Annotated in this window: 18 protein-coding genes; 4 read left to right on the top strand and 14 right to left on the bottom strand. The window is 71.9% G+C overall.

The features are described from left to right. The first annotated feature begins 334 nt into the window (after positions 1 to 334). A complete protein-coding gene (locus ABZ939_RS26690) occupies positions 335 to 565 on the top strand; it encodes a hypothetical protein (protein WP_137992866.1) in 231 nt (76 codons plus the stop codon). A gap of 134 nt (positions 566 to 699) precedes the next feature. Here the strand turns inward: ABZ939_RS26690 and ABZ939_RS26695 are convergent, their stop codons facing one another. The 7 genes from ABZ939_RS26695 to ABZ939_RS26725 form a co-directional block, all read right to left on the bottom strand. Then, positions 700 to 1,518: a serine protease gene (locus ABZ939_RS26695; protein ID WP_361860120.1), complete on the bottom strand. Its 819-nt coding sequence runs from the start codon at positions 1,516 to 1,518 to the stop codon at positions 700 to 702. A gap of 133 nt (positions 1,519 to 1,651) precedes the next feature. Then, positions 1,652 to 3,199: an RNA polymerase sigma factor gene (locus ABZ939_RS26700; protein WP_361860123.1), complete on the bottom strand. Its 1,548-nt coding sequence runs from the start codon at positions 3,197 to 3,199 to the stop codon at positions 1,652 to 1,654. A 376-nt stretch (positions 3,200 to 3,575) separates the two neighbouring features. Further along, entirely contained in the window at positions 3,576 to 4,463 is an 888-nt protein-coding gene (locus tag ABZ939_RS26705) for a FadR/GntR family transcriptional regulator (RefSeq protein ID WP_361860126.1), read from the bottom strand. Between the two features lie 160 nt (positions 4,464 to 4,623). Further along, positions 4,624 to 6,399: an ABC transporter ATP-binding protein gene (locus ABZ939_RS26710; RefSeq protein WP_361860129.1), complete on the bottom strand. Its 1,776-nt coding sequence runs from the start codon at positions 6,397 to 6,399 to the stop codon at positions 4,624 to 4,626. A 119-nt stretch (positions 6,400 to 6,518) separates the two neighbouring features. Continuing rightward, complete coding sequence (locus ABZ939_RS26715; RefSeq protein ID WP_361860132.1) at positions 6,519 to 7,289, bottom strand: NUDIX domain-containing protein; 771 nt, start codon at positions 7,287 to 7,289, stop codon at positions 6,519 to 6,521. Between the two features lie 108 nt (positions 7,290 to 7,397). Next, on the bottom strand, positions 7,398 to 9,446 hold the full coding sequence (locus tag ABZ939_RS26720; RefSeq protein ID WP_361860135.1) for a glycogen debranching N-terminal domain-containing protein: 2,049 nt from the start codon (positions 9,444 to 9,446) through the stop codon (positions 7,398 to 7,400). Positions 9,447 to 9,561: 115 nt separating this feature from the next. After that, on the bottom strand, positions 9,562 to 10,935 hold the full coding sequence (locus ABZ939_RS26725) for a DUF4192 domain-containing protein (RefSeq protein WP_361860137.1): 1,374 nt from the start codon (positions 10,933 to 10,935) through the stop codon (positions 9,562 to 9,564). Between the two features lie 134 nt (positions 10,936 to 11,069). Between ABZ939_RS26725 and ABZ939_RS26730 the strand changes: the two genes are divergently transcribed. Both ABZ939_RS26730 and ABZ939_RS26735 read left to right on the top strand, forming a co-directional pair. Continuing rightward, positions 11,070 to 13,253, top strand: a complete 2,184-nt coding sequence (locus ABZ939_RS26730; protein WP_361860140.1) for a RecQ family ATP-dependent DNA helicase — start codon at positions 11,070 to 11,072, stop codon at positions 13,251 to 13,253. Positions 13,254 to 13,470: 217 nt separating this feature from the next. After that, positions 13,471 to 14,100 carry a hypothetical protein gene (locus ABZ939_RS26735; RefSeq protein ID WP_361860143.1) on the top strand — a complete coding sequence of 210 codons (630 nt, stop codon included), beginning with the start codon at positions 13,471 to 13,473 and terminating at the stop codon, positions 14,098 to 14,100. 91 nt (positions 14,101 to 14,191) lie between these two features. Here the strand turns inward: ABZ939_RS26735 and ABZ939_RS26740 are convergent, their stop codons facing one another. From ABZ939_RS26740 to ABZ939_RS26750, 3 genes are all read right to left on the bottom strand, one after another. Then, positions 14,192 to 14,821, bottom strand: coding sequence for a hypothetical protein (locus ABZ939_RS26740; protein ID WP_361860146.1), 630 nt, complete (start codon positions 14,819 to 14,821; stop codon positions 14,192 to 14,194). 91 nt (positions 14,822 to 14,912) lie between these two features. Beyond that, a complete protein-coding gene (locus ABZ939_RS26745; protein ID WP_361860149.1) occupies positions 14,913 to 15,623 on the bottom strand; it encodes a ribonuclease HII in 711 nt (236 codons plus the stop codon). A gap of 85 nt (positions 15,624 to 15,708) precedes the next feature. Beyond that, on the bottom strand, positions 15,709 to 16,335 hold the full coding sequence (locus ABZ939_RS26750) for a TetR/AcrR family transcriptional regulator (RefSeq protein ID WP_361860152.1): 627 nt from the start codon (positions 16,333 to 16,335) through the stop codon (positions 15,709 to 15,711). Positions 16,336 to 16,469: 134 nt separating this feature from the next. Here ABZ939_RS26750 and ABZ939_RS26755 point away from each other — a divergent pair, with 134 nt between their 5' ends. Beyond that, positions 16,470 to 18,020 (top strand): MFS transporter, encoded by a 1,551-nt coding sequence (locus tag ABZ939_RS26755; RefSeq protein ID WP_361860155.1) that lies wholly within the window; start codon positions 16,470 to 16,472, stop codon positions 18,018 to 18,020. 108 nt (positions 18,021 to 18,128) lie between these two features. On the opposite strand, the gene ABZ939_RS26760 is transcribed toward ABZ939_RS26755, so the two are convergent. The 4 genes from ABZ939_RS26760 to ABZ939_RS26775 form a co-directional block, all read right to left on the bottom strand. Then, positions 18,129 to 19,820, bottom strand: a complete 1,692-nt coding sequence (locus ABZ939_RS26760; RefSeq protein ID WP_361860158.1) for a DUF4173 domain-containing protein — start codon at positions 19,818 to 19,820, stop codon at positions 18,129 to 18,131. Positions 19,821 to 20,016: 196 nt separating this feature from the next. Further along, complete coding sequence (locus ABZ939_RS26765; protein ID WP_361860161.1) at positions 20,017 to 20,928, bottom strand: ADP-ribosylglycohydrolase family protein; 912 nt, start codon at positions 20,926 to 20,928, stop codon at positions 20,017 to 20,019. Positions 20,929 to 20,940: 12 nt separating this feature from the next. Beyond that, on the bottom strand, positions 20,941 to 21,600 hold the full coding sequence (locus ABZ939_RS26770; protein ID WP_361860164.1) for a histidine phosphatase family protein: 660 nt from the start codon (positions 21,598 to 21,600) through the stop codon (positions 20,941 to 20,943). A gap of 33 nt (positions 21,601 to 21,633) precedes the next feature. Then, on the bottom strand, positions 21,634 to 23,244 hold the full coding sequence (locus ABZ939_RS26775; RefSeq protein WP_361860167.1) for an ABC-F family ATP-binding cassette domain-containing protein: 1,611 nt from the start codon (positions 23,242 to 23,244) through the stop codon (positions 21,634 to 21,636). Positions 23,245 to 23,368: the final 124 nt, after the last annotated feature.

Raw genomic sequence — 23,368 nt, forward strand, 5'->3', positions numbered from 1 at the left:
ACGCCACCCTCCTGATTCCTCATGCTAGTGCAGAGTCGCATGGGTGTTCGATCCCTCGATGGGGTGACGTGAACATCACGTTCCCTTCCAGGCATGAACCATTTAGGCTCCGGGCACGTCCTCATGAACAACCGGCAACCCAGCCGGGAGGACGAAACCGAGACAAGCCATGCGAAATCCGTAGAGCGACGCAATACGGCTCATTCGCCGCCAACCGGCAGCAGACAGCCACCTCGGGAAGAAGTTTCGAGGAAAAGCCACGAGCGGGAACGTTTTCGGCCTGGTTGGATGTTGACCCTGGTACGACAGCTCGTCGAGCTAGAGAAGAGGCGACGTGACTACTGTTCTGACCCCCGCGAGCCCCCTGACGGCCGCTGACCGCTGCGACCGCTGCGGCGCCCAGGCGTACCTGCGCGTCGTCCTGACCAGCGGCGGTGACTTGCTCTTCTGTGCCCACCACGGGCGCAAGTTCGAGCCGGAACTCAAGAAGATCGCCGCGGAAATACAGGATGAGACGGACCGGCTCACCGACGTGCCGGCCAAGGCAGTAGACGAGGACCGCTGACGCCTCGCATCCACGACGAGCCATGGGCCGGTCGCTGACCGGACGACGGGCGGCCACCCCCGCGTACAAGGGGGGTGGCCGCCCGTTCTCACACCTGTGGCCCGAGTCACACCGGGGCTTCGCGTACGTGCGACTCAAGGGTGCGCCGACAGGACCTCCGACACACGGGTGTAGACGCCCGGGCTGTCCGCCTGCCCGCAACCGCTGCCCCAGGACACCAGGCCGATGAGCCGCCCCGCGGCCACCAGCGGCCCTCCGCTGTCCCCTTGGCAGGCGTCCCTGCCCCCTTCCGGAGCGCCCGCGCACAGCATCGTGTCGGCCCGGTACGCGGCTCCGAAGCCGCCCGGATAGGCCCGCTCGCACGCCGTGTCGGGCAGCACCCGCACGCGCGCCGAGCGCAGCGCCGAGGCATAGGTGCCCCTGCCGGTGGTGTCCCCCCATCCGTACACGTCCGCCGCCGTCCCGGGGGTCTCCGCGCCGTCGCCGGGGGCGGCCACTCGGATCACGGTGGACTGCGGCAGCGCGGTCGCCAGTGTCAGCACGGCCAGATCGTTGGCGTTGGTCGACGGGTTGTAGGTCGGACTGATCCAGGTGCCGGAGATCCGGATCTCCTGTCCGCCCTGACCGCGCAGGGCGCTCCGGCCCGCGATGACCTTGAAATCGGGAAGCTGCCAGGGCTCGCCGCCCAGGACCTCCCTGCCGAGGCAGTGGGCCGCGGTGAGCACCTGGGTGGGCGAGACCACCACGCCCCCGCAGAACTGCCCGGCACGCGTACCTCCGAACCGGTCACGGCTGGAGAGAGCCACGGCCCACGGCGCGTCCGCGATCTTCGCGGGCCGCCCCCCGACCACGACACTGTCGGCGGCCACGGGAGCGGCGGCGGCGAAGGGGCCCGCCGCCGCCGAGAGCAGGCTCAGGGCCGCGGTCACTGCTCGGGCGATGGGGCGACGCATAGAGCCTCCTGACTCTCCGGTGATGTCGTTTCACCCAGCGTCGTCCAGGTGCCGCCGCCGTGCACCCGCGCACGCCGAAGGGCCCGGCTCCCCTTCTCGGGGAACCGGGCCCTTCGGCGTGTACGACCGCGGACTAGTCGAGGTAGTCGCGCAGGACCTGCGAACGCGACGGGTGACGCAGCTTCGACATCGTCTTGGACTCGATCTGGCGGATCCGCTCACGCGTGACGCCGTAGACCTTGCCGATCTCGTCCAGCGTCTTCGGCTGGCCGTCGGTGAGGCCGAAGCGCATGGAGACCACGCCGGCCTCACGCTCGGAGAGCGTGTCGAGGACGGAGTGCAGCTGCTCCTGGAGGAGCGTGAAGCTGACCGCGTCGGCCGGGACGACCGCCTCGGAGTCCTCGATGAGGTCACCGAACTCGCTGTCTCCGTCCTCACCCAGCGGGGTGTGGAGGGAGATCGGCTCACGGCCGTACTTCTGGACCTCGATGACCTTCTCCGGGGTCATGTCGAGCTCCTTGGCCAGCTCCTCCGGGGTGGGCTCACGGCCCAGGTCCTGGAGCATCTGGCGCTGGACGCGCGCGAGCTTGTTGATGACCTCGACCATGTGCACCGGGATACGGATGGTGCGGGCCTGGTCGGCCATGGCGCGGGTGATCGCCTGACGGATCCACCAGGTGGCGTACGTGGAGAACTTGTAGCCCTTGGTGTAGTCGAACTTCTCGACGGCGCGGATCAGACCGAGGTTGCCCTCCTGGATCAGGTCCAGGAAGAGCATTCCGCGGCCGGTGTAGCGCTTCGCCAGCGAGACCACCAGACGGAGGTTGGCCTCCAGGAGGTGGTTCTTGGCGCGGCGGCCGTCCTCGGCGATGATCTCCAGCTCGCGCTTGAGCTTGGGCGCCAGCTTGTCGGAGTTGGCCAGCTTGTCCTCGGCGAACAGACCGGCCTCGATGCGCTTGGCGAGCTCGACCTCCTGCTCCGCGTTGAGCAGCGGGACCTTACCGATCTGCTTCAGGTAGTCCTTGACCGGGTCGGCCGTGGCACCGGCGACGGCGACCTGCTGCGCCGGAGCGTCGTCCTCGTCCTCGTCGGACAGGACGAAGCCCTTGTTCTCGCCCTCGGCCTCTTCGTCCTCGCCCTTGCCGGGTGCGACGTCCTCGAGGAGCTCCTCGCCCTCGATGACCTCGTCGGCGTCCTTCTTGGCGGCGGTCTTCTTGGCCGTCGTCTTCTTGGCGGTGGCCTTCTTCGCCACCGTCTTCTTGGCCACGGTCTTCTTCGCGGCCGCCTTCTTGGCCGGCGCTCCGGCCTCGTCGGCCGGGTCCGTGCTCTCTGCCGCCGGGGCCGCCGTGGCGGCCGAGACGGTCTTCGTCACGGTCGTCTTGGCGGTGACGGTCTTGGTGGCGGTGCGCTTGGCCGGGCTCTTCGCTGCGACGCTCTTGCGGGCGCGCTTCGGCGACTCCGCTGCACTGACCATCAGCGTCACACCCTCTTCCTCGAGGATCTGGTTGAGGCTGCGCAGAACATTCTTCCACTGGGTTGGCGGAATCTGGTCAGCCTCGAAGGCCCGACGCACGTCATCGCCGGCGATCTGCCCATCAGCCTTTCCCCGCTCGATGAGCGCCATCACAGACTCGGACTCGGCGATCTCCGGCGGGAGCGTACGGGATGTGCTGGCCGACACGAACAACCTCTCGGAACGATGGAAAACGGCTTCCGGCCCCGCCCAGGATCGGGCCGGAGCCGACGACCATCGGCTGGGAATGTGCCGACGGCGCGGGCTGGACCGGGGAACTGCACAGCGCCTCACGCGGCTGCTGTATTCCTTCCTCGGCTGTCACCTCTTAGGTCATCGCACGGCTTCGAGGAGTGTTACGCCCAATCCGCGTGGCCCGAGTCACACCTCATCCGCGACAAATCGTCCAGAACGGGCGTTCGTCGCACATTCGCGCCGCCCGAGCCCCCGCGGACCCTGGGGACACCTCATCATCCCCGGGTTCCGCGCGGCTCGGGCGACACGCGATGTGTACGGCTCCGCACCCCCGGCCGTGGCCCGCGGGTCAGTGCTCGCGCGGAGCGGGCACGACGCGCTCCACGTCCGGGTGGGCGGTCAGCAGCTGGCGCATGGCCGTTTCGGCACCCTGCGCGTCCCCGGCCGCGAGGCAGTCGACGATGCGCGCGTGGTGGGCCAGGCAGGACTCACCTGGGCGGTCACAGCCGGTGACCGGGCCGCCGGAGACCTGGAGCGCGGCGGCGACGATGCCGGAGAGGTGCTCCAGCATCCGGTTCCCGGCGAGCTGGATCAGCAGGGAGTGGAACTCGGCGTCGGCCCGGGAGAAGGTGATGCCGTCACCCTGGGCATAGGCGTGGCCCATGATCTCGACCATGTCGGCGAGACGCTGCTGGACGTCCTCGCGGCCGTGACCGGCGGCGAGCCTGGCGGCCAGCGGCTCGATCGTCCAGCGCAGCTCGTTCAGCTCACGGCGCTGGTCGTCGCGCTGCGGGCCGAAGGCGCGCCACTCGATGATGTCGGGGTCCAGCAGGTTCCAGTCACTGACCGGCCTGACGCGGGTGCCGACGTTGGGGCGGGCACTGACGAGGCCCTTGGCCTCCAGCACGCGCAGCGACTCGCGCACGACGGTGCGGGAGACCTCGAAGCGCTGCCCGATCTCCTCCGGGACGAGCGGGCGGTCGGCGCCGAGGTCGCCGGAAACGATCATCTGCCCCAGCTGCTGGACCAGCTGGCCGTGCAGACCACGACCGCGGCTGCCGGCCGTGCGGCGACCGACCCGGCCGAGGTCCGTCTCCACCCCTTCCCAGGAGGGCGGGCCCACGCGATCGGCGACGGGCGCCTCCGCGTACGGGTAGCGATCGAGATCGCCCGGGGCGCCGAGGCCGGAGTCGACGGAGCGGGCGGCGGTCATCATGGTGTGCGCAAGGGTACTCACGCATCCTTTGTCGGCGTGCCCTCCGTGACCCTTGAGGTCTTTGGTGAAAAGCACACGAAAGGGTGATCGGCACCCGCTACACAATTGACGATTAATCGGACATAACTGGCGATTTTCAAGGGAGTTACCGGGGAAACGGAAGCTCTCGATCAGGAAATGATCACCAACGCGCTTTGCGGCGAAGACCGGTGAACAGATAGGCGCAGAGCAGGGCGGTCAACGACAGCGCCAGCGCCACCCCCACGGGCTGGACGACCACCCGCAGCGCCCCCATCAGCCAGCGGTCGGCCGCCACCGGCCACTCCATGCTGAGGAGTTCCCGCAGCCGGGCGGGGAGCCCGGCGATCTGGCGGCCCGCGGGTCCGGATGTGGCCAGCTGCAGCAGGGGCGCGAGGGCCACCGGCACCGCGAGGACCGCCGCCAAGCCCGCCGCGGCGACCCGGAAGACCCCGGCCCCGAGCACCCCGGCCCACGCGCAGCCGACGATCAGCCCGAGCCAACTCGCACAGAGGGTCGGCCAGTTTTCCGGTACGGCGATCAACTCGCCGCCGTAGACGAGGCGAAGAGTCTGCAGGTCGGCGGCCACGACGAGCACCGCCAGGACCAGGGCCACTGCGGCCGCGATCGTGAGCTTGGCGAGGAGCAGCCCGAGGCGGCGCGGCACGGCGCCACGGCCGGTTGTCAGCGCCGGGTAGCGGTACTCGTCCGCGAACGAGAAGGCGCCGAGCAGCCCTGCCCCGATGGCGGCGGGCGGCAGCGGCGAGAGGCCGGGCCAGCCCGCGAGGACCGTGGGCAGGGGCGTCCGGCCACTGCGCGCCAGCACCACCGAGATCACGACGGAGGCGACCAGGACCGCTGCCGCGACGAGCGGGGTGGCCGGAACGCCGAGCAGCCTGCGGATCTCGTACCGGAGCGGGCGGAGCGGCGAACGGGCAGGCCGTCGCTCCGACGGCGGCTCGCGCCCAGGCTCGGGCTCGGGCTTGTGAACGGCATCAGTGCCTTCGGAGGCGGGGGCGCGGCCGTCCACAGGCGTGGACCCGGCGGCTTCGGAGGATGCGCGCGGGCCCGCGTCGCCCACCTCGTCGGACAGTTGGTGGATGAGCACCCCGTGCCGGTACGCCGTCTCGCCGATCGCGGCGCAGTCGCTGCCGTAGACGGACAGCCGATTGCCCCTCTCGGTGATCACCTCGACGTGACGGCGTGCGGCGCGCGCCTCCTGCGTGACGGCTGCGGCGAGCCGCGCGGCATGGGGCGTGCGTACGACGACCCGGGGACGCAGTCGAGTACGGGCGAAGTCGGCGACCTCCTGCTCGGCGACGAGCCGGCCGTCGGCGACGGTGACGACGCGGTCGGCGTTGCGGGCCGCGTCCTTGGGGTCGTCGGTGGTGTAGAGGACGGTGCCGCCCTCCACGGCATGGGCACGCAGGAGTTCATGCAGCCAGGCGTTCTCGCGTGCCGAGAGGCCGGCCCCCGGCTCGTCGAGCAGAAGCGTGTGCGGATCGGCCAACAGGGCCGAGGCGAGGCCGAGTCGGCGGTCCATCGCACGGGGCAGGGTGCCGATGCGCTGGTCGTGGAGGCCGGTGAGTCCTACGGCCCGGATCATCTCGTCGGCCCTGGATGCGGGAACCCCGGTCGCCGCGCAGAGCATCCGCAACTGGCTGCGCATGGTGCGCGAGGGATGTCCCGGGACGTCGCCCAGAAGCACCCCGACCTCGCCGGCGGGCTGCGCGATGCGGTGGAGGGGACGGCCGCGGAAGTACGTGACGCCGCGGCCGGGCTCGAGTTCGAGCATCAGCCGCACGGCGGTGGTCTTGCCGGAACCGGTGGGGCCCAGAAGGGCGGTGACCTGACCCGGCCGGGCCTCGAAGGTGAGATCGTCCACGGCGGGCGGGAGGTCGCGGCGGGGGCTGCTGGTGAGTCCGATGGCCTGGAGCATCGCTTCTCTCGCGGTAGGTGACACCGCTCCGCGGCAGGGCGGCTGTCGAAGCAAGATAACGCTACATTTCGGACTTTTGGCGCAGGGTTGGGGCCCCGGGTCGCCCCGGAGCGCGCCGGTCAGACCTCGGGGCGCAGCATGGGCGGGTTGAGCAGCGTCGCCCCACCTGCTCGGAAGAGCTGTGCGGGACGCCCGCCCTGGCGCGTGGTGGTGCCGCCGGCGGGGACCAGGAAACCAGGGGTACCGGTCACCTTCCGGTGGAAGTTGCGCGGGTCGAGCGCGACACCCCACACGGCTTCGTACACCCTTCTGAGCTCGCCGACCGTGAACTCCGGCGGACAGAAGGCGGTGGCCAGCGAGGAGTACTCGATCTTGGAACGGGCCCGCTCCACCCCGTCGGCGAGGATCTGGGCGTGATCGAACGCGAGCGGCTCCCCCTGCCCCTCCTCGCGCTCGACGGAGCCGTCCTTGCCGAGCAACTCCTCGACCGGGGCCCAGCGGGCGCTGTTGGCGTCACCGCCCGCGCGCGGCGCCGGCAGGTCCGGGGCGAGCGCGAGGTGGGCGACGCTGACCACCCTCATCCGAGGGTCGCGCTGCGGGTCCCCGTAGGTCGCCAGCTGCTCGAGGTGGGCGCCGTTGCTCGGCATGGGCGACAGGGCGCCCGGGTCGTGGACGCAGAGTCCGGTCTCCTCCACCAACTCGCGCGCCGCAGCGGCGCCGAGGTCCTCGTCGGCTCGGACGAATCCGCCGGGCAGCGCCCATCGGCCCTGGAACGGAGCTTCTCCCCGTCTCACGACCAGGGCGCACAGCGCGTGCTGCCGCACGGTGAGCACGACCAGGTCGACGGTGACGGCAAAGGGCGGGAAGGCCGACGGGTCGTAGGGAGGCATGCCGCGATCATAGTCGTCTTCCTGACGATAAACACTCCCCTCCACTGCATCGACGACGACTTGTTCTTCCTCCCGCGCCGCTTCCCTCGCGCTGCCGACCCGCATGATTCAGCCCCCCAGCTGGAGGCCGTCGGCGGCCTCCTCGACCATGCCGAGTCCGAGCCGGCTGACCCGCACGGCGAACGGCTCCGCGGCGACCCGCAACCCCGACAGCCGCACCGCACCGAGCGGGGCCGATCGGACGGGGTGCAGGGCCACGGTCCGGCCCGGTGCGTCGGGCCGGATCCCGGCGAGGGTCGCCAGGAGGTGGACTCCGGCGGCCGCGGCCACGGCGGCCGGTCGGCAGGCCGCCGGGTGCGGAACCGGAACTCCACCGGCGGTGCGCTGGTCTCCCGCGTACATCTCCGGCAGGCGATGACCGAACGCCTCCGCCGCGTCGAGGACGCCACGGAGCAGGGAGGCGGCCTCCCGCTCGTATCCCGCCGCCGCGAGCCCACCCACGGCGACCGCCGTTTCGTGGACCCGCACCGCTCCGGCCCGGTGACCGAAGGGGTTGTGGCCCGGTTCCTTGGCGCCGAGACTGCGCAGCCCCCAGCCTGAGTCCAGTGCCGGGGTGCCGAGCAACCGGGCCAGCTGTTCGGTCTCGGCCCTGTCCAGCAGGCCGGGTGCGTACCGGCCGCCGCCCAGGAGGCCGGTGTCGAGGAGGTGTGCCGCCCACCCTCCGAGCTGGGTCCACGGCCGACCGCCCGGCACGCGCGCGGCGGCGGGTCTGCCGCCGGACCGGTCGTCGAGCCAGAACTCCGTGCGGAAGCGGGCGCGGAGGGTGCCTGCCCACTCCCGCCAGTCGTCCCCGCCCGGCCGGCCGCAGGCGTCGAGGAGGTCGGCGCCGAGCACGGCAGCGCGGTGGGCATGGGCCTGAGTCTCGGCGCGCCAGGGACCGGCGGGTCCCGGGTCCGGTACGAACCCGTGCGGGTCGGCGGCGGCGCGCAGCCACCGCAGACACCGTTCCGCAGCGGGAAGCAGTTCCTCGATGTCCTGTTCGGGCAGCCCCCAGCGTCTGGCCTCGGCCAGGACCGCGGGGAAGGCCAGGGTGGCCTCGATCCCGGTGCAGCGGGGCGGCAGGTAGGGCCCGGCGTCCCTGAGCGTGCCGGAGATGCGCCCGGCCGCCGGGCCGGGACCGCTGATCTGAGTACGGGCCAGGGTTCGGAGCGTGCTGACGGCGAGCCGTGTGCCGAGTGGCAGGGCCATACGGGCGGCCCAGAGCGCCTCGGCGGTGACGGGTCCGCAGCGCCAGGGGACTCCGGCGGCGAGATGGACGTCCGCCGGGTGCGCGGGGTCGCGCTGGAGGAGGGCCCGCAGATCGTCGACGGCCGTGCGCAGGAGCTCCCCGATCCGCGGGTCGTCGCCCTCGGCACGGGCTTCGGCGAGGACGGCCCCGCCGGGCCGCCCGGTGCCCGCCGAGGGTGGGACAGGCCGGGGCGTCCGGTCCCCGCGCACCCTGAGTTCGATGGTGCCGGCGGCGCCGGGGGCCAACTCGACCTCCCACCGCAGGAGCCCGGCGGCGGCCAGCGCGTCCATCGGCGGCGGGTCCGCGGTGACGGCCGCGTACCGGCCGTCGTCCGCCGTCCAGCGCATTCCGGTGCCGTGGACGCTGGGGAAGATCTCGGGCCCGGGTTGCCCGGACGCGACCGCCCCCAGATCCGCGAGATCCGTCCCCAGAGCGATCTCCACCGGGAGTCGCAACGGCCGGCCGGCCGAGCTGCGCAGGGTGATCCGCTCGGTTCCGTCGGCAGCGCGCGAGCGCTCGACGGTGACCCCTGGGTCGGGTCCGTTGTCTCCCGGAGTACGTACGGCGCCGAGGAACACGGCCCGGTCGGCGGCGGCGAGCCTCCCCTGGAGTGCGAGGGGCTCGCGTCCCGCCACCCGCAGCACGCAGCGGGCGAGCAGTCTCCGTCCGGACAGGTAGACCCCTTCGAGGCCGCGGCCGGTGAGCTGGCCATGGTCGGCGCAGATGGCGAGGGCGGGCAGGGCGACGCAGATGAGCGCGTTGTGCACCGAAGGCAGGTCGCCCGGCCGTGGGCCGCCCGGGAGCGTGAGACCGGCGAGGGTCGCGGGCCCGGCCGGGCGTCCGGGGGCCGGGGCGGAACTGGTGGCCATGGGTGGTGTGCGGCGCTCTCTGTGCGATCCGGACTGCCGGTGAGTGGTCGGCGGGACGGGTCGTGGGGCTCCGCCACAGAGCTGAACGCCGACACGGGCGGCCTGGTCACGGGCGTCATCGCCCGCTCCTCGTCCCCCGCTGTCCGGGTCGCCGGGCCGGGGCGCCGCGCGATGGCTTCGGCGCGGCCTTGCCGGGGCGGGTGCCGGCGGTCGGGCCGCCCTTCCTGCCCGTCCGCGGGTGGGCTCCCCGGGGCGCGGCCCGACGTGTCCCGGCGCGGGTCTCGATGGCCGCGGCCGTCCTCGATCCTCGTTCGTGCCGAAGGCAGCTGCGCAGCGATTCGGGGTCGAGCCCCTCGTTGCAGGCCTGGTGCAGCAGTCGGGCGAAGACGTAGTCCGGGTCGGCGTCCAGCGCGAGGCCCAGGGCGACCCGGGCGGCCGGTTCGTCCCCGGTGGACCAGGCCACCCAGCCGGCGAGGGTGAGCGGCGCCGCCGCGTGCTCGTCGAAGGGTGCGACGCAGCGCCGGGCCAGTACCCGCCACAGCCGCAGGGCCGCCGCGCCCTCGGGCCCTTCCATCCATTCGGCCGCCCGGTCCCGGGTGTCACGGTCCTGGAGCCCGAGGATCAGGGCCGCGGCCTCGTCGGCATCGATCAGCGCGTCGTCGGCCGCGTCCCGCTCCGCCGTTCCCAGGCCTCGTACCCGTTCCGCCGCGGACGTCCGTACTGGTGTTTCCGGCACGGTGGACGGACCGTCGAACCGCCTCAGCACCTCGCGGGCGAGCTTCAGCGTCTTCTCCCTGACGCCCTCCCGGCCCACGCCCGGCGGGTCTTCGAGGATCTTGGGGACGATCACCGCGGCGGCCTCGTTCAGGGCCTTGCGCTGCGACTCGTCGGACCCGTCGCAGGATGCGCGTGGCTTGAGACGCGCCTGCATGTCGCGCAGGGATCCCCGTACCTGGATTCCGGCGTAGGCGGCCGACGCCGCCATCACCGACGTACCGCTCAGGGCGAGCGGGGTGCCGTCGGGCGGGCAGCAGCGGGTGTCGGGACAGACGTACGAGAAGTAGAGACCGTCGGAGATGCAGATGACTTCGTAGACGGGGATGTCGAGCTCGCCGCAGGCCGTGCGCAGCCGCTGGGCGAAGGGGCGCAGCCGCTCCATCACCCGGCGGCCGGTCTCGCCGGGCTCGGGGTCCTGGCAGAGGAAGACGACGATGCCGTCCGGGTGGGTGCCGCGCCGGGCGCAGCCTTCGACGAGGCACTCGGCGAGGTGCTCCGCGGTGGCGGGCCACTCCTTCGCCGAGCGCGGGATGCCGAGCCTGACCCGGCCCCCGAAGCGGCCGTGCTCGCCGTGGAGGGCAACGAGGACGACGGAATCGGTGGGATGGAAGCCCAGCATGAAGGGGAGTGCGTCGGCCAGTTCGGCGGGGCCGCGCAGGGTGATCTGCTGCGATTCGGCCGGTCCACGGGATTCGTGCGGGTTCGTGTTCATGGTCACGACGGTCTCGCGCCCGGCCCCGGCACCGAAACCCCTGTGGATAACTCGGCCGGAGCCTCGCCCGCGGGTTGTCCACAGGTTTCGCGGCTCGTTCGCGCAATGTCCGACCCATCGGGTTGCATGGGGGCATGACCAACGCAGACCGACTCGCCGACCGCGCGGACCTCCGAGCCACCGCCGATGCCGTACTCGCCCGCCTCGTGGGGGACCCGACCGGCACGGCGAGACTGCGGGAGGACCAGTGGCGGGCCATCGAGGCGCTCGTCGCGGACAAGCGACGGGCGCTGGTGGTCCAGCGGACCGGGTGGGGCAAGTCCGCGGTGTATTTCGTGGCCACGTCACTCCTGCGCGAGGCCGGCAGCGGTCCCACGGTGATCGTCTCCCCCCTGCTCGCGCTGATGCGCAACCAGGTGGAGGCGGCGGCCCGTGCCGGTATCCGTGCCCGCACGATCAACTCGTCGAACACGGAGGAGTGGGAGACAGTCCAGCAGGAGGTGGCCGCGGGCGAGGTGGATGTGCTGCTGGTCAGTCCCGAGCGGCTCAACAACCCCGACTTCCGCGACGAGGTCCTTCCCCGGCTCGCGGCCGCCACCGGTCTGCTCGTGGTCGACGAGGCGCACTGCATCTCCGACTGGGGCCACGACTTCCGGCCCGACTACCGCCGTCTGCGCACGATGCTGGCGGAGCTGCCCGCCGGCGTCCCGGTGCTCGCCACGACGGCGACGGCCAACGCCCGGGTGACGGCGGACGTCGCCGAGCAGCTCGGTACGGGCGCGGGGACGGACGCGCTGGTGCTGCGTGGCCCGCTCGACCGGGAGAGTTTGAGCCTCGGTGTCGTCCAACTGCCCGACGCCGCGCACCGGCTGGCCTGGCTGGCCGACCATCTCGGCGAGCTTCCCGGGTCCGGGATCATCTACACGCTCACGGTCGCGGCAGCCGAAGAGGTCACCGCCTACCTCCGCCAGTGTGGGCACACCGTCTCCTCGTACACGGGCCGCACGGAGAACGCGGACCGGCAGCAGGCGGAGGAGGACCTGCTGGCGAACCGGGTCAAGGCGCTGGTGGCGACATCGGCCCTGGGCATGGGGTTCGACAAGCCGGACCTGGGCTTCGTGGTGCACCTCGGTTCGCCGTCCTCCCCTATCGCTTACTACCAGCAGGTGGGCCGCGCCGGGCGTGGGGTGGAGCACGCGGAGGTGCTGCTGCTGCCGGGCAAGGAGGACGAGGCGATCTGGCAGTACTTCGCGTCGGTCGCCTTCCCGCCCGAGGAGCAGGTGCGCCGCACCCTGGACGTGCTGGCGCATGCGGACCGCCCGCTCTCCCTGCCCGCTCTGGAGCCGCTGGTCGAGCTGCGGCGGACGCGGCTGGAGACGATGCTCAAGGTGCTGGACGTGGACGGAGCCGTGCACCGGGTGAAGGGCGGCTGGACCAGCACGGGACAGCCGTGGGTGTACGACTCCGAGCGGTATGCCTGGGTGGCACGGCAGCGGGCGGCAGAGCAGCAGGCGATGCGTGAGTACGCGGCGGCGACGGGCTGTCGGATGGAGTTCCTGCGACGGCAGTTGGACGACGAGGAGGCCACTCCGTGCGGTCGCTGCGACAACTGCTCGGGGTCCCGGTTCGACCCGAAGGTGAGCGATGCGGCGCTCGACGCCGCCAAGGGTGAGCTGGGACGGCCGGGCGTGGAGGTGGAGCCGCGCAAGATGTGGCCGACCGGACTCACTGCGGTCGGTGTCGATCTGAAGGGTCGTATCCCGGCGGGCGAGCAGTCCTTCGGCGGCCGGGCGCTGGGGCGGCTGTCGGACATCGGCTGGGGCAATCGGCTGCGTCCGATGCTGTCGGAGCGGGCGCCTGACGGTCCGGTTCCGGACGATGTGGTGCAGGCGGTGGTGCGCGTGCTCGCCGACTGGGCCAAGGGGCCCGGGGGTTGGGCGTCCGGCGCGCCGGACGCTGCTGCCCGGCCCGCCGGTGTGGTGACGGTCGCCTCGCGCAACAGGCCGCAGCTTGTGGGCTCGCTCGGCCGGCGGATCGCGGAGATCGGCCGGATGCCGCTGCTGGGGTCCGTCGAGTACGTGCCGGAGGCGGAGGAGCTGCGGATCTCCCGGACGAACAGCGCGCAGCGGGTGGTGGGGCTCCATCAGGCGCTGACGGTTCCCCCCGCGCTGGCCGAGCGGCTGGCCTCGGCCGGCGGTCCGGTGCTGCTGGTGGACGACCTGTCGGACAGTGGCTGGACCCTGGCCGTGTCGGCGCGGCTGCTGCGCCGGGCGGGAGCGGAGGGGGTGTTTCCGCTGGTGCTTGCCGTCCAGGGGTGAAACGGGGAGTGAACAGTAGGTGGCTGGGCAGGGATATGAGTGTCATACCGGCTCATTCCAGTCAGCGGCCTCAATTGCTCGTTGCCGCCCGCGCACAGGCCCGCAAGAATTGGGAACCCGCCCCGCACGGCCCTGTACGCGGTCCGGAAGGACTGTGCCGTGGTGCGCCCTCACTCGACCCTGCCCGCTCAGCGGGCGCGTATCCGAAGGGAGGACCGTGACCTTCGGATTCGCTCCGTCCGCAGCCACCTCGATCAACTCGCCGTCCGAGTCCGCCAGCCGCCTCGCCCGGATGCTGGAACCTTCCGAGTGGGCCGCGGCCGGAATTCCGTTGCTCCGCAACCCTCGTGAGGTCGTCAGCGGTCTGCACACCCGCCATCGGCCGACGCCGGCGACCGCCGTCGTCGCCGTGCTCGACCACGAGGAACGGCTCGCCGCCAGCGCGTCGTTCACGCGGCGCTCCGTCCCCGCGGACGGCTGGGAGTTCCGCAACGCGCTCCTGGCGCATCTGCGCCGTGTCATCCCGCACGACCTGCGGCGCAGGGCCCCCGTGCGAACGGCCGTCCTGCTCTACTGCCGTGAGGGCGACGAGCGATGGACGGAGGAGGACGGTGCCTGGATGTGGGGGCTGCGAGATGCCTGCACGCTCCACGGGCTGCGCTGCGGCGCGTACATCACGCTGACCCGCGGCGGTTGGCAGGTGCTCGGCGAGGGCCGGGGCGGTCGGCATCCCAGCTCCGATTCGCGCCCGACAGCCCTCGGTGACGTCGCCTCCGAACTGGGCGTCCTGACTCCGCGTACGGCGGGCGGCGCCGCCGAGCCGCTGCGTCGGACGGCGGCACGCTGACGCGGGCACGCCGGTGCGCGGGGCCCGCGGGACCACGGCCCGGCCGCCCCCACGGGGCAGCCGGGTCAGGACCGCGAGACGTTACGCCGCCTCAGACTCCCGCGCCGAGCACGGCGTTGATGCGCTGCGGGTCACCGCAGACGATGAGCAGCGCGGTCGCACGTCCCATCGCCAGGGGCAGGGCCCGTGCGGCGGCGTCATCGGCTCCGCCGTTGACCGCCACGACGACCACGGGCCGCGTGGCGGCCCGCTCCACGGCGGAGGCGTCCGCGAAGAACACGTCGTCGCGGGCGTCCTGCTGGGCCCAGTAGGCGGCATCGCCGAAGGACAGCTCGTGCGCCGCCCACGGGTGCTGCTCACCGGTGGTGAGGACGAGGATGTCGCCGGGCGGGCGGCCGGTCTCCAGGAGCAGATCGACGGCCTCTTCGGCGGCGTCGAGCGCGCCGTCGACCGGGGCGGGGATCAGCTGGATCTGCGGGCCGGACCGCTGTCCGGAACGATTCTCCGGACGGGGCGACGCGGACTGCCCGGCACCGGGGTGCGGGCGCTGCGCCGGCGGGGCGGGCCTGGCCGGTGCGGGGCCGGGACGCCCTGGACGCGGCGAGGTCGCGGAGCGTGGACCGGGTACGGGACGAGGGGTCGGCGCGGGGTGGCCGGCGGCCGTGGCGCGGGGACCCTGGGCACTCTCGTGAATCTGAGGCTCCTCGGGGATGAGAGGCATGGGTGGATGTCTATCAAACGCCGGTGCGCGAGGCTCCGGCGGGTGGGCACAATCGTGCGACCCGGCTGCCGAGTGGGCTCTGCCGGGGAGTTCAGAAGTCGAAGCCGAGCTGGCCCCCGCTTTCCAGTGCGACCGCCTCGGCGGAGATGCGGACCTTCTTGAGATGCCGCCACTGGGGCAGCGCGTCGAGATAGGACCAGGAGAGCCGGTGGTACGGGGTGGGCCCCCGCTCCGCCAGAGCCGCCTTGTGGACCGGCGAAGGGTAGCCCGCGTTGGCGCCGAAGCCGTAGGCCGAGCACTCCTGGGCCGCGCTCTCCAGCTCGGCCATCATCGCGTCGCGCCGCACCTTGGCGATGACCGAGGCCGCCGCCACGGCGATGCAGGACTGGTCGCCCTTGATCACCGTACGGACCTTCCAGGGGCTGCCGAGGTAGTCGTGCTTGCCGTCGAGTATCACGGCCTCCGGGCGTACGGGCAGGGCTTCCAGAGCGCGCACGGCTGCCAGCCGGAGCGCCGCGGTCATGCCGAGCTCGTCGATCTCCTGGGGAGAGGAGTGCCCGAGCGCGTAGGCGGTGACCCACTTCTCCAGTTCCGCGGCCAGGGCGGTGCGGCGCTTGGGGGTGATCAGCTTGGAGTCGGTGAGCCCCTCGGGGGGTCGTCGCAGGCCCGTGATGGCCGCGCAGACCGTGACCGGACCGGCCCATGCCCCGCGTCCGACCTCGTCGACCCCGGCAACGATCTTGACACCGGTGGTGGCTCGGAGCGATCGCTCGACGCTGTGGGTGGGTGGTTCGTACGGCATGGCGCCAGACAGGTTACGCCGATGGGCGCCGCCCGCGATACCCGGATTCCCATCGGATGTCCGAAGCCGCCGACGGGGAGGCGGTTCACGGCCTCGGGGAGCGGAGCAGAGGCACCATGATCTGATCGATCATCGCGGCGATCTCGGCGTCCGTCCATTCGCTGGCGCACATCTTCGAGCGGTACATCATCATCGCCGGGATGACGTCGAAGAGCAGGTCACCCGTGGCGTCGGCACGCACGTCACCACGCCGGATCCCGCGCTGCACCACCTCGCGGAAGAGCCGGGTGGAGGGTTCGATCACTCCGGTCACGATCAGTCCGTGGAAGCGTTCCGCCGTCTCGCTGTCGCATTCGTGAATCACCGATCGCAGAGCGAACCCGGGCTTCGAGTACATCGCCTCCCGGATGCGCCGGCACAATTGATAGAGATCTTCGCGGACGCTCCCGTGGTCGGGTGCCTCGTCGAGCGTCGGCAGTCCGGCCTGGAGCGCGTCGGCGACCAGATCCTCCTTCGACGGCCAGCGCCGGTAGACCGCGGCCTTGCCCGTCTGCGCCCCGACCGCGACACCCTCCATGGTCAGACCGCTCCAGCCGACCGTACTCAGCTGATCGAGCGCGGCCTCCAGAATCGCTCGTTCCAGTACCGGACCACGGCGTCGCAGCGACACCCCCTGCGGCCGAGCGGCGGCCGCGGAGCGCGAAGTAACCATCAGGGACTCTTCCTTGAGACGGAGCGGACATCTCGGCAGTACCCAGTGAACGGTTGCGTTCACTGAGGGGGACTCACTACCGTTGAAGACAGTGAACGGGTGCGTTCACTAATTCTTCCGTGGGGGGATCCATAGTGACAACATCTCCAGTGGACACGCGGACCACGCCGGGCTCGGCCCGACAGGGGCGACCCGGAATCGCCCTCACCGTCATCGCCGCCTGCCAGCTGATGGTCGTCCTCGACGCCACGATCGTGAACATCGCGCTGCCGCACATCCAGGACGCGCTCTCCTTCTCCACCACCGACCTCTCATGGGTGCTCAGTGCCTACACGCTGACCTTCGGCGGCCTTCTCCTGCTCGGCGGCAGGGCCGGCGACATCCTGGGCCGCCGCCGCGTCTTCCTGTCCGGCATCCTGCTCTTCACCTTCGCCTCGCTGCTCGGCGGATTCGCCCAGGAGCCCTGGCACCTCCTCGCCGCACGCGCGCTCCAGGGTGTCGGCGGCGCGATCGCCTCGCCGACCTCGCTCGCGCTGATCACCACGACGTTCCCCGAAGGCCCGGAGCGGAACCGGGCGTTCGGCGTCTTTGCCGCCGTGTCCGCGGGTGGCGGCGCGATCGGCCTGCTGGCCGGCGGCATGCTCACCGAGTGGCTCGACTGGCGCTGGGTCCTGTTCGTGAACGTACCCATCGGCCTGCTCATCGCCTTCCTGACGCCGCGCTACATCAAGGAGTCCGAGCGGCACCCCGGCCGGTTCGACATCGCGGGCGCCCTGACCTCGACGCTGGGCATGGCCTCGCTGGTGTACGGCTTCATCCGGGCGTCCGAGGAGGGCTGGCGTGACCCGCTCACGATCGGCTCCTTCGTCGCGGCGGTGATCCTGCTCGCCGCCTTCGCGGTGGTCGAGTCGAGGGCGCGGGAACCGATCACTCCGCTGCGGATGTTCGCCGACCGCAACCGATCGGGCACGTACGTCATCATGCTCAGCCTGGCCGCCGCCATGTTCGGGATGTTCTTCTTCATCGTCCTCTTCGTGCAGAACGTCCTGGGCTACAGCCCGATCCGGTCCGGGCTCGCGTTCCTCCCGGTGACGGTCGCGATCGTGACGGGTGCGGGGCTTTCCCAGCGCCTGCTGCCGGTCCTCGGTCCGAAGCCCTTCATGGTGGCGGGCTCCGCGCTCACCGGTGTCGGACTGTTCTGGCAGACGTTCATCACGCCCGACAGTTCGTACGTCAGTGGTGTCCTCGGCCCGATGGTGCTGTTCGGCTTCGGCATGGGCCTGAACTTCGTGACGCTCACGCTGACCGCCGTCTCCGGCGTGGCGCAGCACGAGGCGGGTGCGGCCTCCGGGCTGCTCAACGCGACGCAGCAGGTGGGCGGTTCGCTGGGGCTGTCCATCCTGGTCACGGTGTTCGGCACGGCCGGTCGCAGCGAGGCCGAGAAGCAGGTGCCGTCCTTCCTCGCCACCGCGACGGCGGAGCAGAAGGCGGCATTCGCGACAACGAAGGAGCTGCCGGCTCCGTGGGGTCACGAAGTACTGACCTCCGGAATCTCGACCGCCTTCACGGCGGCCGTCGGCATGGTGGCCCTCGCGCTGATCACTGCGGTGGCGGTGATCCGGGTGCGCAAGAGCGATCTGGAGTCGCTCAGCGGCAAGGCCGAGGCCGCGGGCCCGGCCGCCTAGAGGTTCGCCGGACCTCCCTGCCCTTCCCCCGGCGAGCGGAGGAAGGGCAGGGGCGCGAGGGTTCCAGAGTGAAGGCGACGATCGGACTCAGGGGGCGTGCGGACGTACTCAGGGGGCGTACGGATCGCCGTCCGCGTCCGGGTCGTACTCCTCTTCCCTGCTCGGCCCGCCGCAGCCCACGCGGGACCGCTCGATCCCGCGCTCCGCCAGGATCGAGCGCGCCCTCGCCTCCGACCAGCTGGTGGCGAACCACCCTCCGTCGTCGAGACGCAGCCGCCGCTCGATGTCCATCAGCGCGCAGGAACGTTGCGGCTCGGGCAGCCGGTCGAGCGCGGGCACGGCATCGGCCGAGAGCCCTTCGAGGTAGGGCACATCGATCTTTCCGAGGCGGTCGTACCGCTCGACGTTGCGCTCGGCGACGATCGCGTCGGGCGAGGCCAGACCGAAGGCCAGCACGGCCGCTGCGGCGCTCGCGGCCACCGCTCGGGGCAGCAGGCGCGCGCCGAAGACCCCAGCGGCCATGATCAACAGGATGACCAGGCCCAGCCAGATCTCCATCGCGGCCACCGAGATACGCAGCCGGGTGAGCCCGTACGCGTCCACGTACAGGTCCATCCTGCGCAGCGCCGAGGCGACCACGACCAGCGTGAGGACACACAGGGTGCCGAGCACGGCGCGCACGAGCGTCCGGTCGCGTGGCTCCGCGCGCGGTGCCCACCGCAGGGCGAGCCCAATCACCACGAGGGTGAGCAGGGTGGCCGTCAGAAGCTGCCAGAAGCCCTGGCGAGCGTACGCGGAGTAGGTCAGGCCGGTCTCTTCGAGCACCTTGTCGTATCCGCCGAAGAGAACCGTGAGTTGGACCGCGTTGAAGGCCGCGAAGAGAAGGTTCAGGACGATGAGCGGAGCGGCCCACTCCAGCCGTGCCCGCGCTCGGCCCGGACGGATGACCATGCGGTCCCAGCGCAGCGGTGCGGCAGCCGTACGGGCGAGGGAGATCGCGCCGAACAGACCGAGCAGGAAGAACGAGAGCCGCACCGGCACCTGGGCCGGCGAGAAGTCGGGGATGAGCGAGCCGAGGAGATCGGCGAAGGCCGCGTCGGCGCCCGCGAACAGAGCGCCGAAGACGACGAGCAGGGCGACGGCCACCCCGACCGTACGCACGATCGGGCCCCATCGGCCGCGAGAACCGTCGGCCCGGTCGCGCAGTCCTCGCCAGGCCCAGGTGGTGCCAGGGCCCAGTGAGTCGATCAGGCCGAGGGGTCCGAACAGCATGCTCGGCCAGCCCCTGCCGCCGTGCAGGGCGAAGGCGGTCAGTACCAGGGCGGAGACGATCGCCAGGAACGTCGGCCAGCCGGCATCCCGTAGGGCGGGTACACCGAGGAGGGCGAGTCCCCCGATCGCCCAGACCAGTGTCCAGGGGCGAAGGCGGCGGCCCGCCGTCCGCGCGGCGAAGGACGCGGCGAGCACCGCGGGGGCGGCCACGAGCATCAGATTGAGGCCGATGCCGTCACCGAGCAGCAGCGCGCTGAGGAACGCGGTGGCCGCGATGGCGATGAGGGTCGCAGTGGTGGCCCGGGCGGGTGCGGCGGGGCGCAGTCGGGTGAGCCAGCTGTCGCTCGGAGGCGTCGGTGGCCCCCAGGGATGGTGGGGTCTCTGCCCTCCCGGCCACCCGGTGGACGCCATGGCCCGGTGCTGTGGCGGCACGGGTGGAACGGCACCGGGCGGCGTCGCCGGCGCGGCGGGCTCCGGCTGGGACGGCGTGCTGTCCTTCGGTGGTGGTGCGGACGGTGTGTCGGACACGGGACCCCCTCCCGACCCGGTCCGCACACGGGGCCATGACGGCGGAGGGCTGCGTCCGGGTGTCTCGTCGGCGCCTTCTCTTCATGATCAGCGCTCGGGAGTGGCCGACTCTAACCGTGCCCCCGGGCATTCGGTCCCGACCGGTCGGCGCTGTGGCAGGACCGTGACAGTCGCCCCGCCCTCCGGCGCGTCGGCGTCAGGGGCTCACGGCGGCCGGGAGCCAGTCCGGCAGCTCCTCCGTCTGGTCCAGCCAGGCGGTGGGAGGCGCTCCGGTCGTGGCGGAGGCCACCACACCGCCCGCGATCGCACAGGTGGTGTCGACGTCGCCGCCCACCTGTGCGGTCGTCCAGAAGACCTGCTCGAAGTCGCCCAAACCGCGGGCCGCCGACCAGAGCGCGTACGGAACGGTGTCGTGCGCGCTGGTACGACGCCCGCTGCCCAGGACCGCGGCCACCGTCGCCGGGTCGCCGTAGTCGAGCATGTCCCGGGCCCGGCGCAGACCCGCGCCGACCGCACTGCGCGGCACGAGCGCGATCACGCCGTCCAGGAGGTCCGTGGGTGTGGGCGGACCGGCCGGGTCGGCGGCGAGCGCCGCCGCGGCGGCCACGGCCATCGCGCCGACCACGGCCTCGCGGTGCTGGTGCGTCGTGTAGGCGGAGATCTCGGCCTGATGGGTCGCCTGCTCGGGGTCGTCCGCGTACCAGGCGCCGAGCGGGGCGATCCTCATCGCGGCCCCGTTCCCCCACGAACCCTGGCCGTTGAAGAGCGCGGAAGCCAGCTCCCGCCAGTCGCCGCCCTCCCTGATGAGCCGGAGCATCCGGTTGACCGCGGGGCCGTAGCCCCGGTCGAAGTCGTGGTGCTCGGCGAACGCCTGCGCGAGCGCGTCCTGGTCGATCCGGTTGTGCTGCGCGAGCACGGCCAGAACGGAGCAGGCCATCTCGGTGTCGTCGGTCCACTGCCACGATCCCGACGGGACTTCACGTCGTTTGAGCAGCGGATAGTTGGCGGGGACGAAGTACTGGGAGCCCAGGGCGTCTCCCACGGCCAGCCCCCGAAGGCTGGCCAGGGCGCGGTCGAAGCGCCGGTCGAGAGAAGAGTCAGCGGTCATCGCTCTGCCACTCTATCCGGTGTGGCCGTACGGTTCGGGGGTACGCCAGCGTTCGAACGGCCGGTCCAGGCGGTATCGGCCGTCCTCGCCCAGCAGAAGGGTCCGCGTCTCGGCGTTGCCCGGATTGGACAGCGACTCGAACTCGGCGACCGTCCAGTGGAACCAGCGCATGCAGAACAGTCGCATGGTCAGTCCGTGGGTCACCAGCAGTACGTTCGGCGGGTGGTCGGGCGCCTCGAAGCTGCGGTACAGACTCTCCAGGAATGCCCCGACGCGGTCGTAGACGTCGGCCCCCGACTCGCCCTGGGCGAAGCGGTAGAAGAAGTGCCCGTACGCGTCGCGGTACGCCTTCTGCAGCCGTACGTCCTCCCTGTCCTGCCAGTTTCCCCAGTCCTGCTCCCGCAGCCGCGGCTCCTCGCGCACACGGACCTGGCCGGGATCGAGCCGGAAGGCCCGGAACGTCTCGTGGGTGCGGCGGTACGGCGACACATAGACGCTGACCCGCTCCGTGCCGAACAGTTCCCGAAGCCGCCCCCCCGTCTCCTCCGCCTGCCGCAGACCGGTCTCGGTGAGCCTGAGCGCATGGTCCGGTTCACGTTCGTACACCGTGTCGTCGGCATTGCCCACGGACTCTCCGTGCCGTACGAGAACGATGCGCCGCGGTCGTGCCATGCCATGACCCTAGATCGCTTGCCCCGGACGGGCTCAGCCGAGGAGGCGTCCGGAGTCCATCCGGCGTATGCGGCCGGTGAAGCGGCGGCGCAGCTGCCGGTCGTGGGAGACCACGACCAGAGCCCCGGCCCACTGCTCCAGCGCCTCCTCCAGCTCTTCGACGAGGCCGAGGGCGAGATGGTTGGCCGGCTCGTCGAGGAGCAGCAGGTCCGCCGGCCGGGCCAGCAGGCGGGCGAGGGCGAGCCTGCGTCGCTGCCCCGCGGAAAGGCTGCCGACCGGCACCAGGAGGTCCGCAGGGCGGAACAGTCCGTACGACAGGAGCAGTTCGGCCTGCTCGTCCTCGGTGAGCGCGAGCCCGCGGCCGAAGGCGGCGAGGACCCGCTCGGTCGGCCGATGGGCCGGTATCTCCTGGGCCAGGAACCCGATGCGTCCACCTCGGCGCACCTCCCCCGCCTCCGGCTCGACCAGGCCCGCCATGACCCGGAGCAGGGTGGACTTGCCCGCGCCGTTGCCGCCGTGGACCAGGAGCTTCTCCCCCGCCCGGACGGTCAGATGGTCGACGGTCAGCCGGTCCGCGACGCGCACCCCGGTCAGGGCGACCAGGTCCCCCTGGGCGTCGCCGGCGACCGGCCGCGCGGCGAAGGCGAGCGGGCGCGGAGGCCTGGCCACCGGCTCGGCCCGGAGGCGGCGCAGGCGCTCCTGGGCGTTGCGCACGCGCCCTGAGACGGATGCCTGGACCCGGCCGCCGGCCCTGTCGTAGGCCATCTTGTTGTTGTCCTTGATCGAGCGGCCGGCGGCCACTCCGTGCGCGGTGGTCATGGCGTACGCCTCGAGCCGCGCCGTCTCCTCGCGCCACTCCTCGTACGCCTGCTCCCAGCGCTGCCGCGCGGCCGCCCGCTCGGCCCGGAATCCGGCGTAGCCGTCGCCGTACCGGACGACCGTGCGGCGGTCGGCGTCGACTTCCAGCACCGCGGTGGCGACTCGCTCCAGGAAGACGCGATCGTGGGAGACGGCCACGACGGTGCCCCGGTGGGCCAGCAGCGCCTCTTCCAGCCAGCCGAGCGCCTGTTCGTCGAGGTGGTTGGTCGGCTCGTCCAGCAGGAGGACCTCGGGCGCGGCGGCGACCGCGCAGGCGATGCCCAGCCGGGCCTGCTCGCCGCCCGACAGGCTGCCCAGCCGGCGCTCCCTGCCGATGGCGGCGAGTCCGAGGCCGTGCATGGCCTTGTCGACCCGCGCGTCCGCTTCGTAACCGCCACGCAGTTCATAGGCGGTCAGCAGTTCTCCGTAGGCGTCGAGCGCACGGCCGTCGGCGGTGCCGAGCTCCGCTTCGAGTTCCCTGAGCCGCCGTTCCATGGCCCGGAGCTCCGCAAGGGAGTCGTCGATGGCGTCGGCGACGGTGTGGTCGCCCGACAGCCGCGGTGTCTGTGCGAGCAGACCCGTGCCGCCGTCGACCAGGGTGACGACCTCGCCCTCATCGGGCGTTTCGAGCCCGGCGAGCAGGCGGAGCAGGGTGGTCTTGCCCGCCCCGTTCTCCCCCACGATCCCGATCCGCTCACCGGGACGCACCGTGAGCGAGATCCGGTCGAGCAGCAGCCGTTCGCCGCGGGACACGGTCACGTCGCGCAGAGAGATCTGTGTGGGCAAGGGCGCCTCCGGTGATGAGCGGGAATGAACGGATCAGGACTGCACAGAGCAGCACGCACCCCGACCAGTAAATGCAACCGGAGTGGCGTTACGGAGAGTGTGGCACACTCGATCCACTAACGCA

The organism is Streptomyces sp. NPDC046712, assembly GCF_040645695.1.
Taxonomy (GTDB): Bacteria; Actinomycetota; Actinomycetes; order Streptomycetales; family Streptomycetaceae; genus Streptomyces.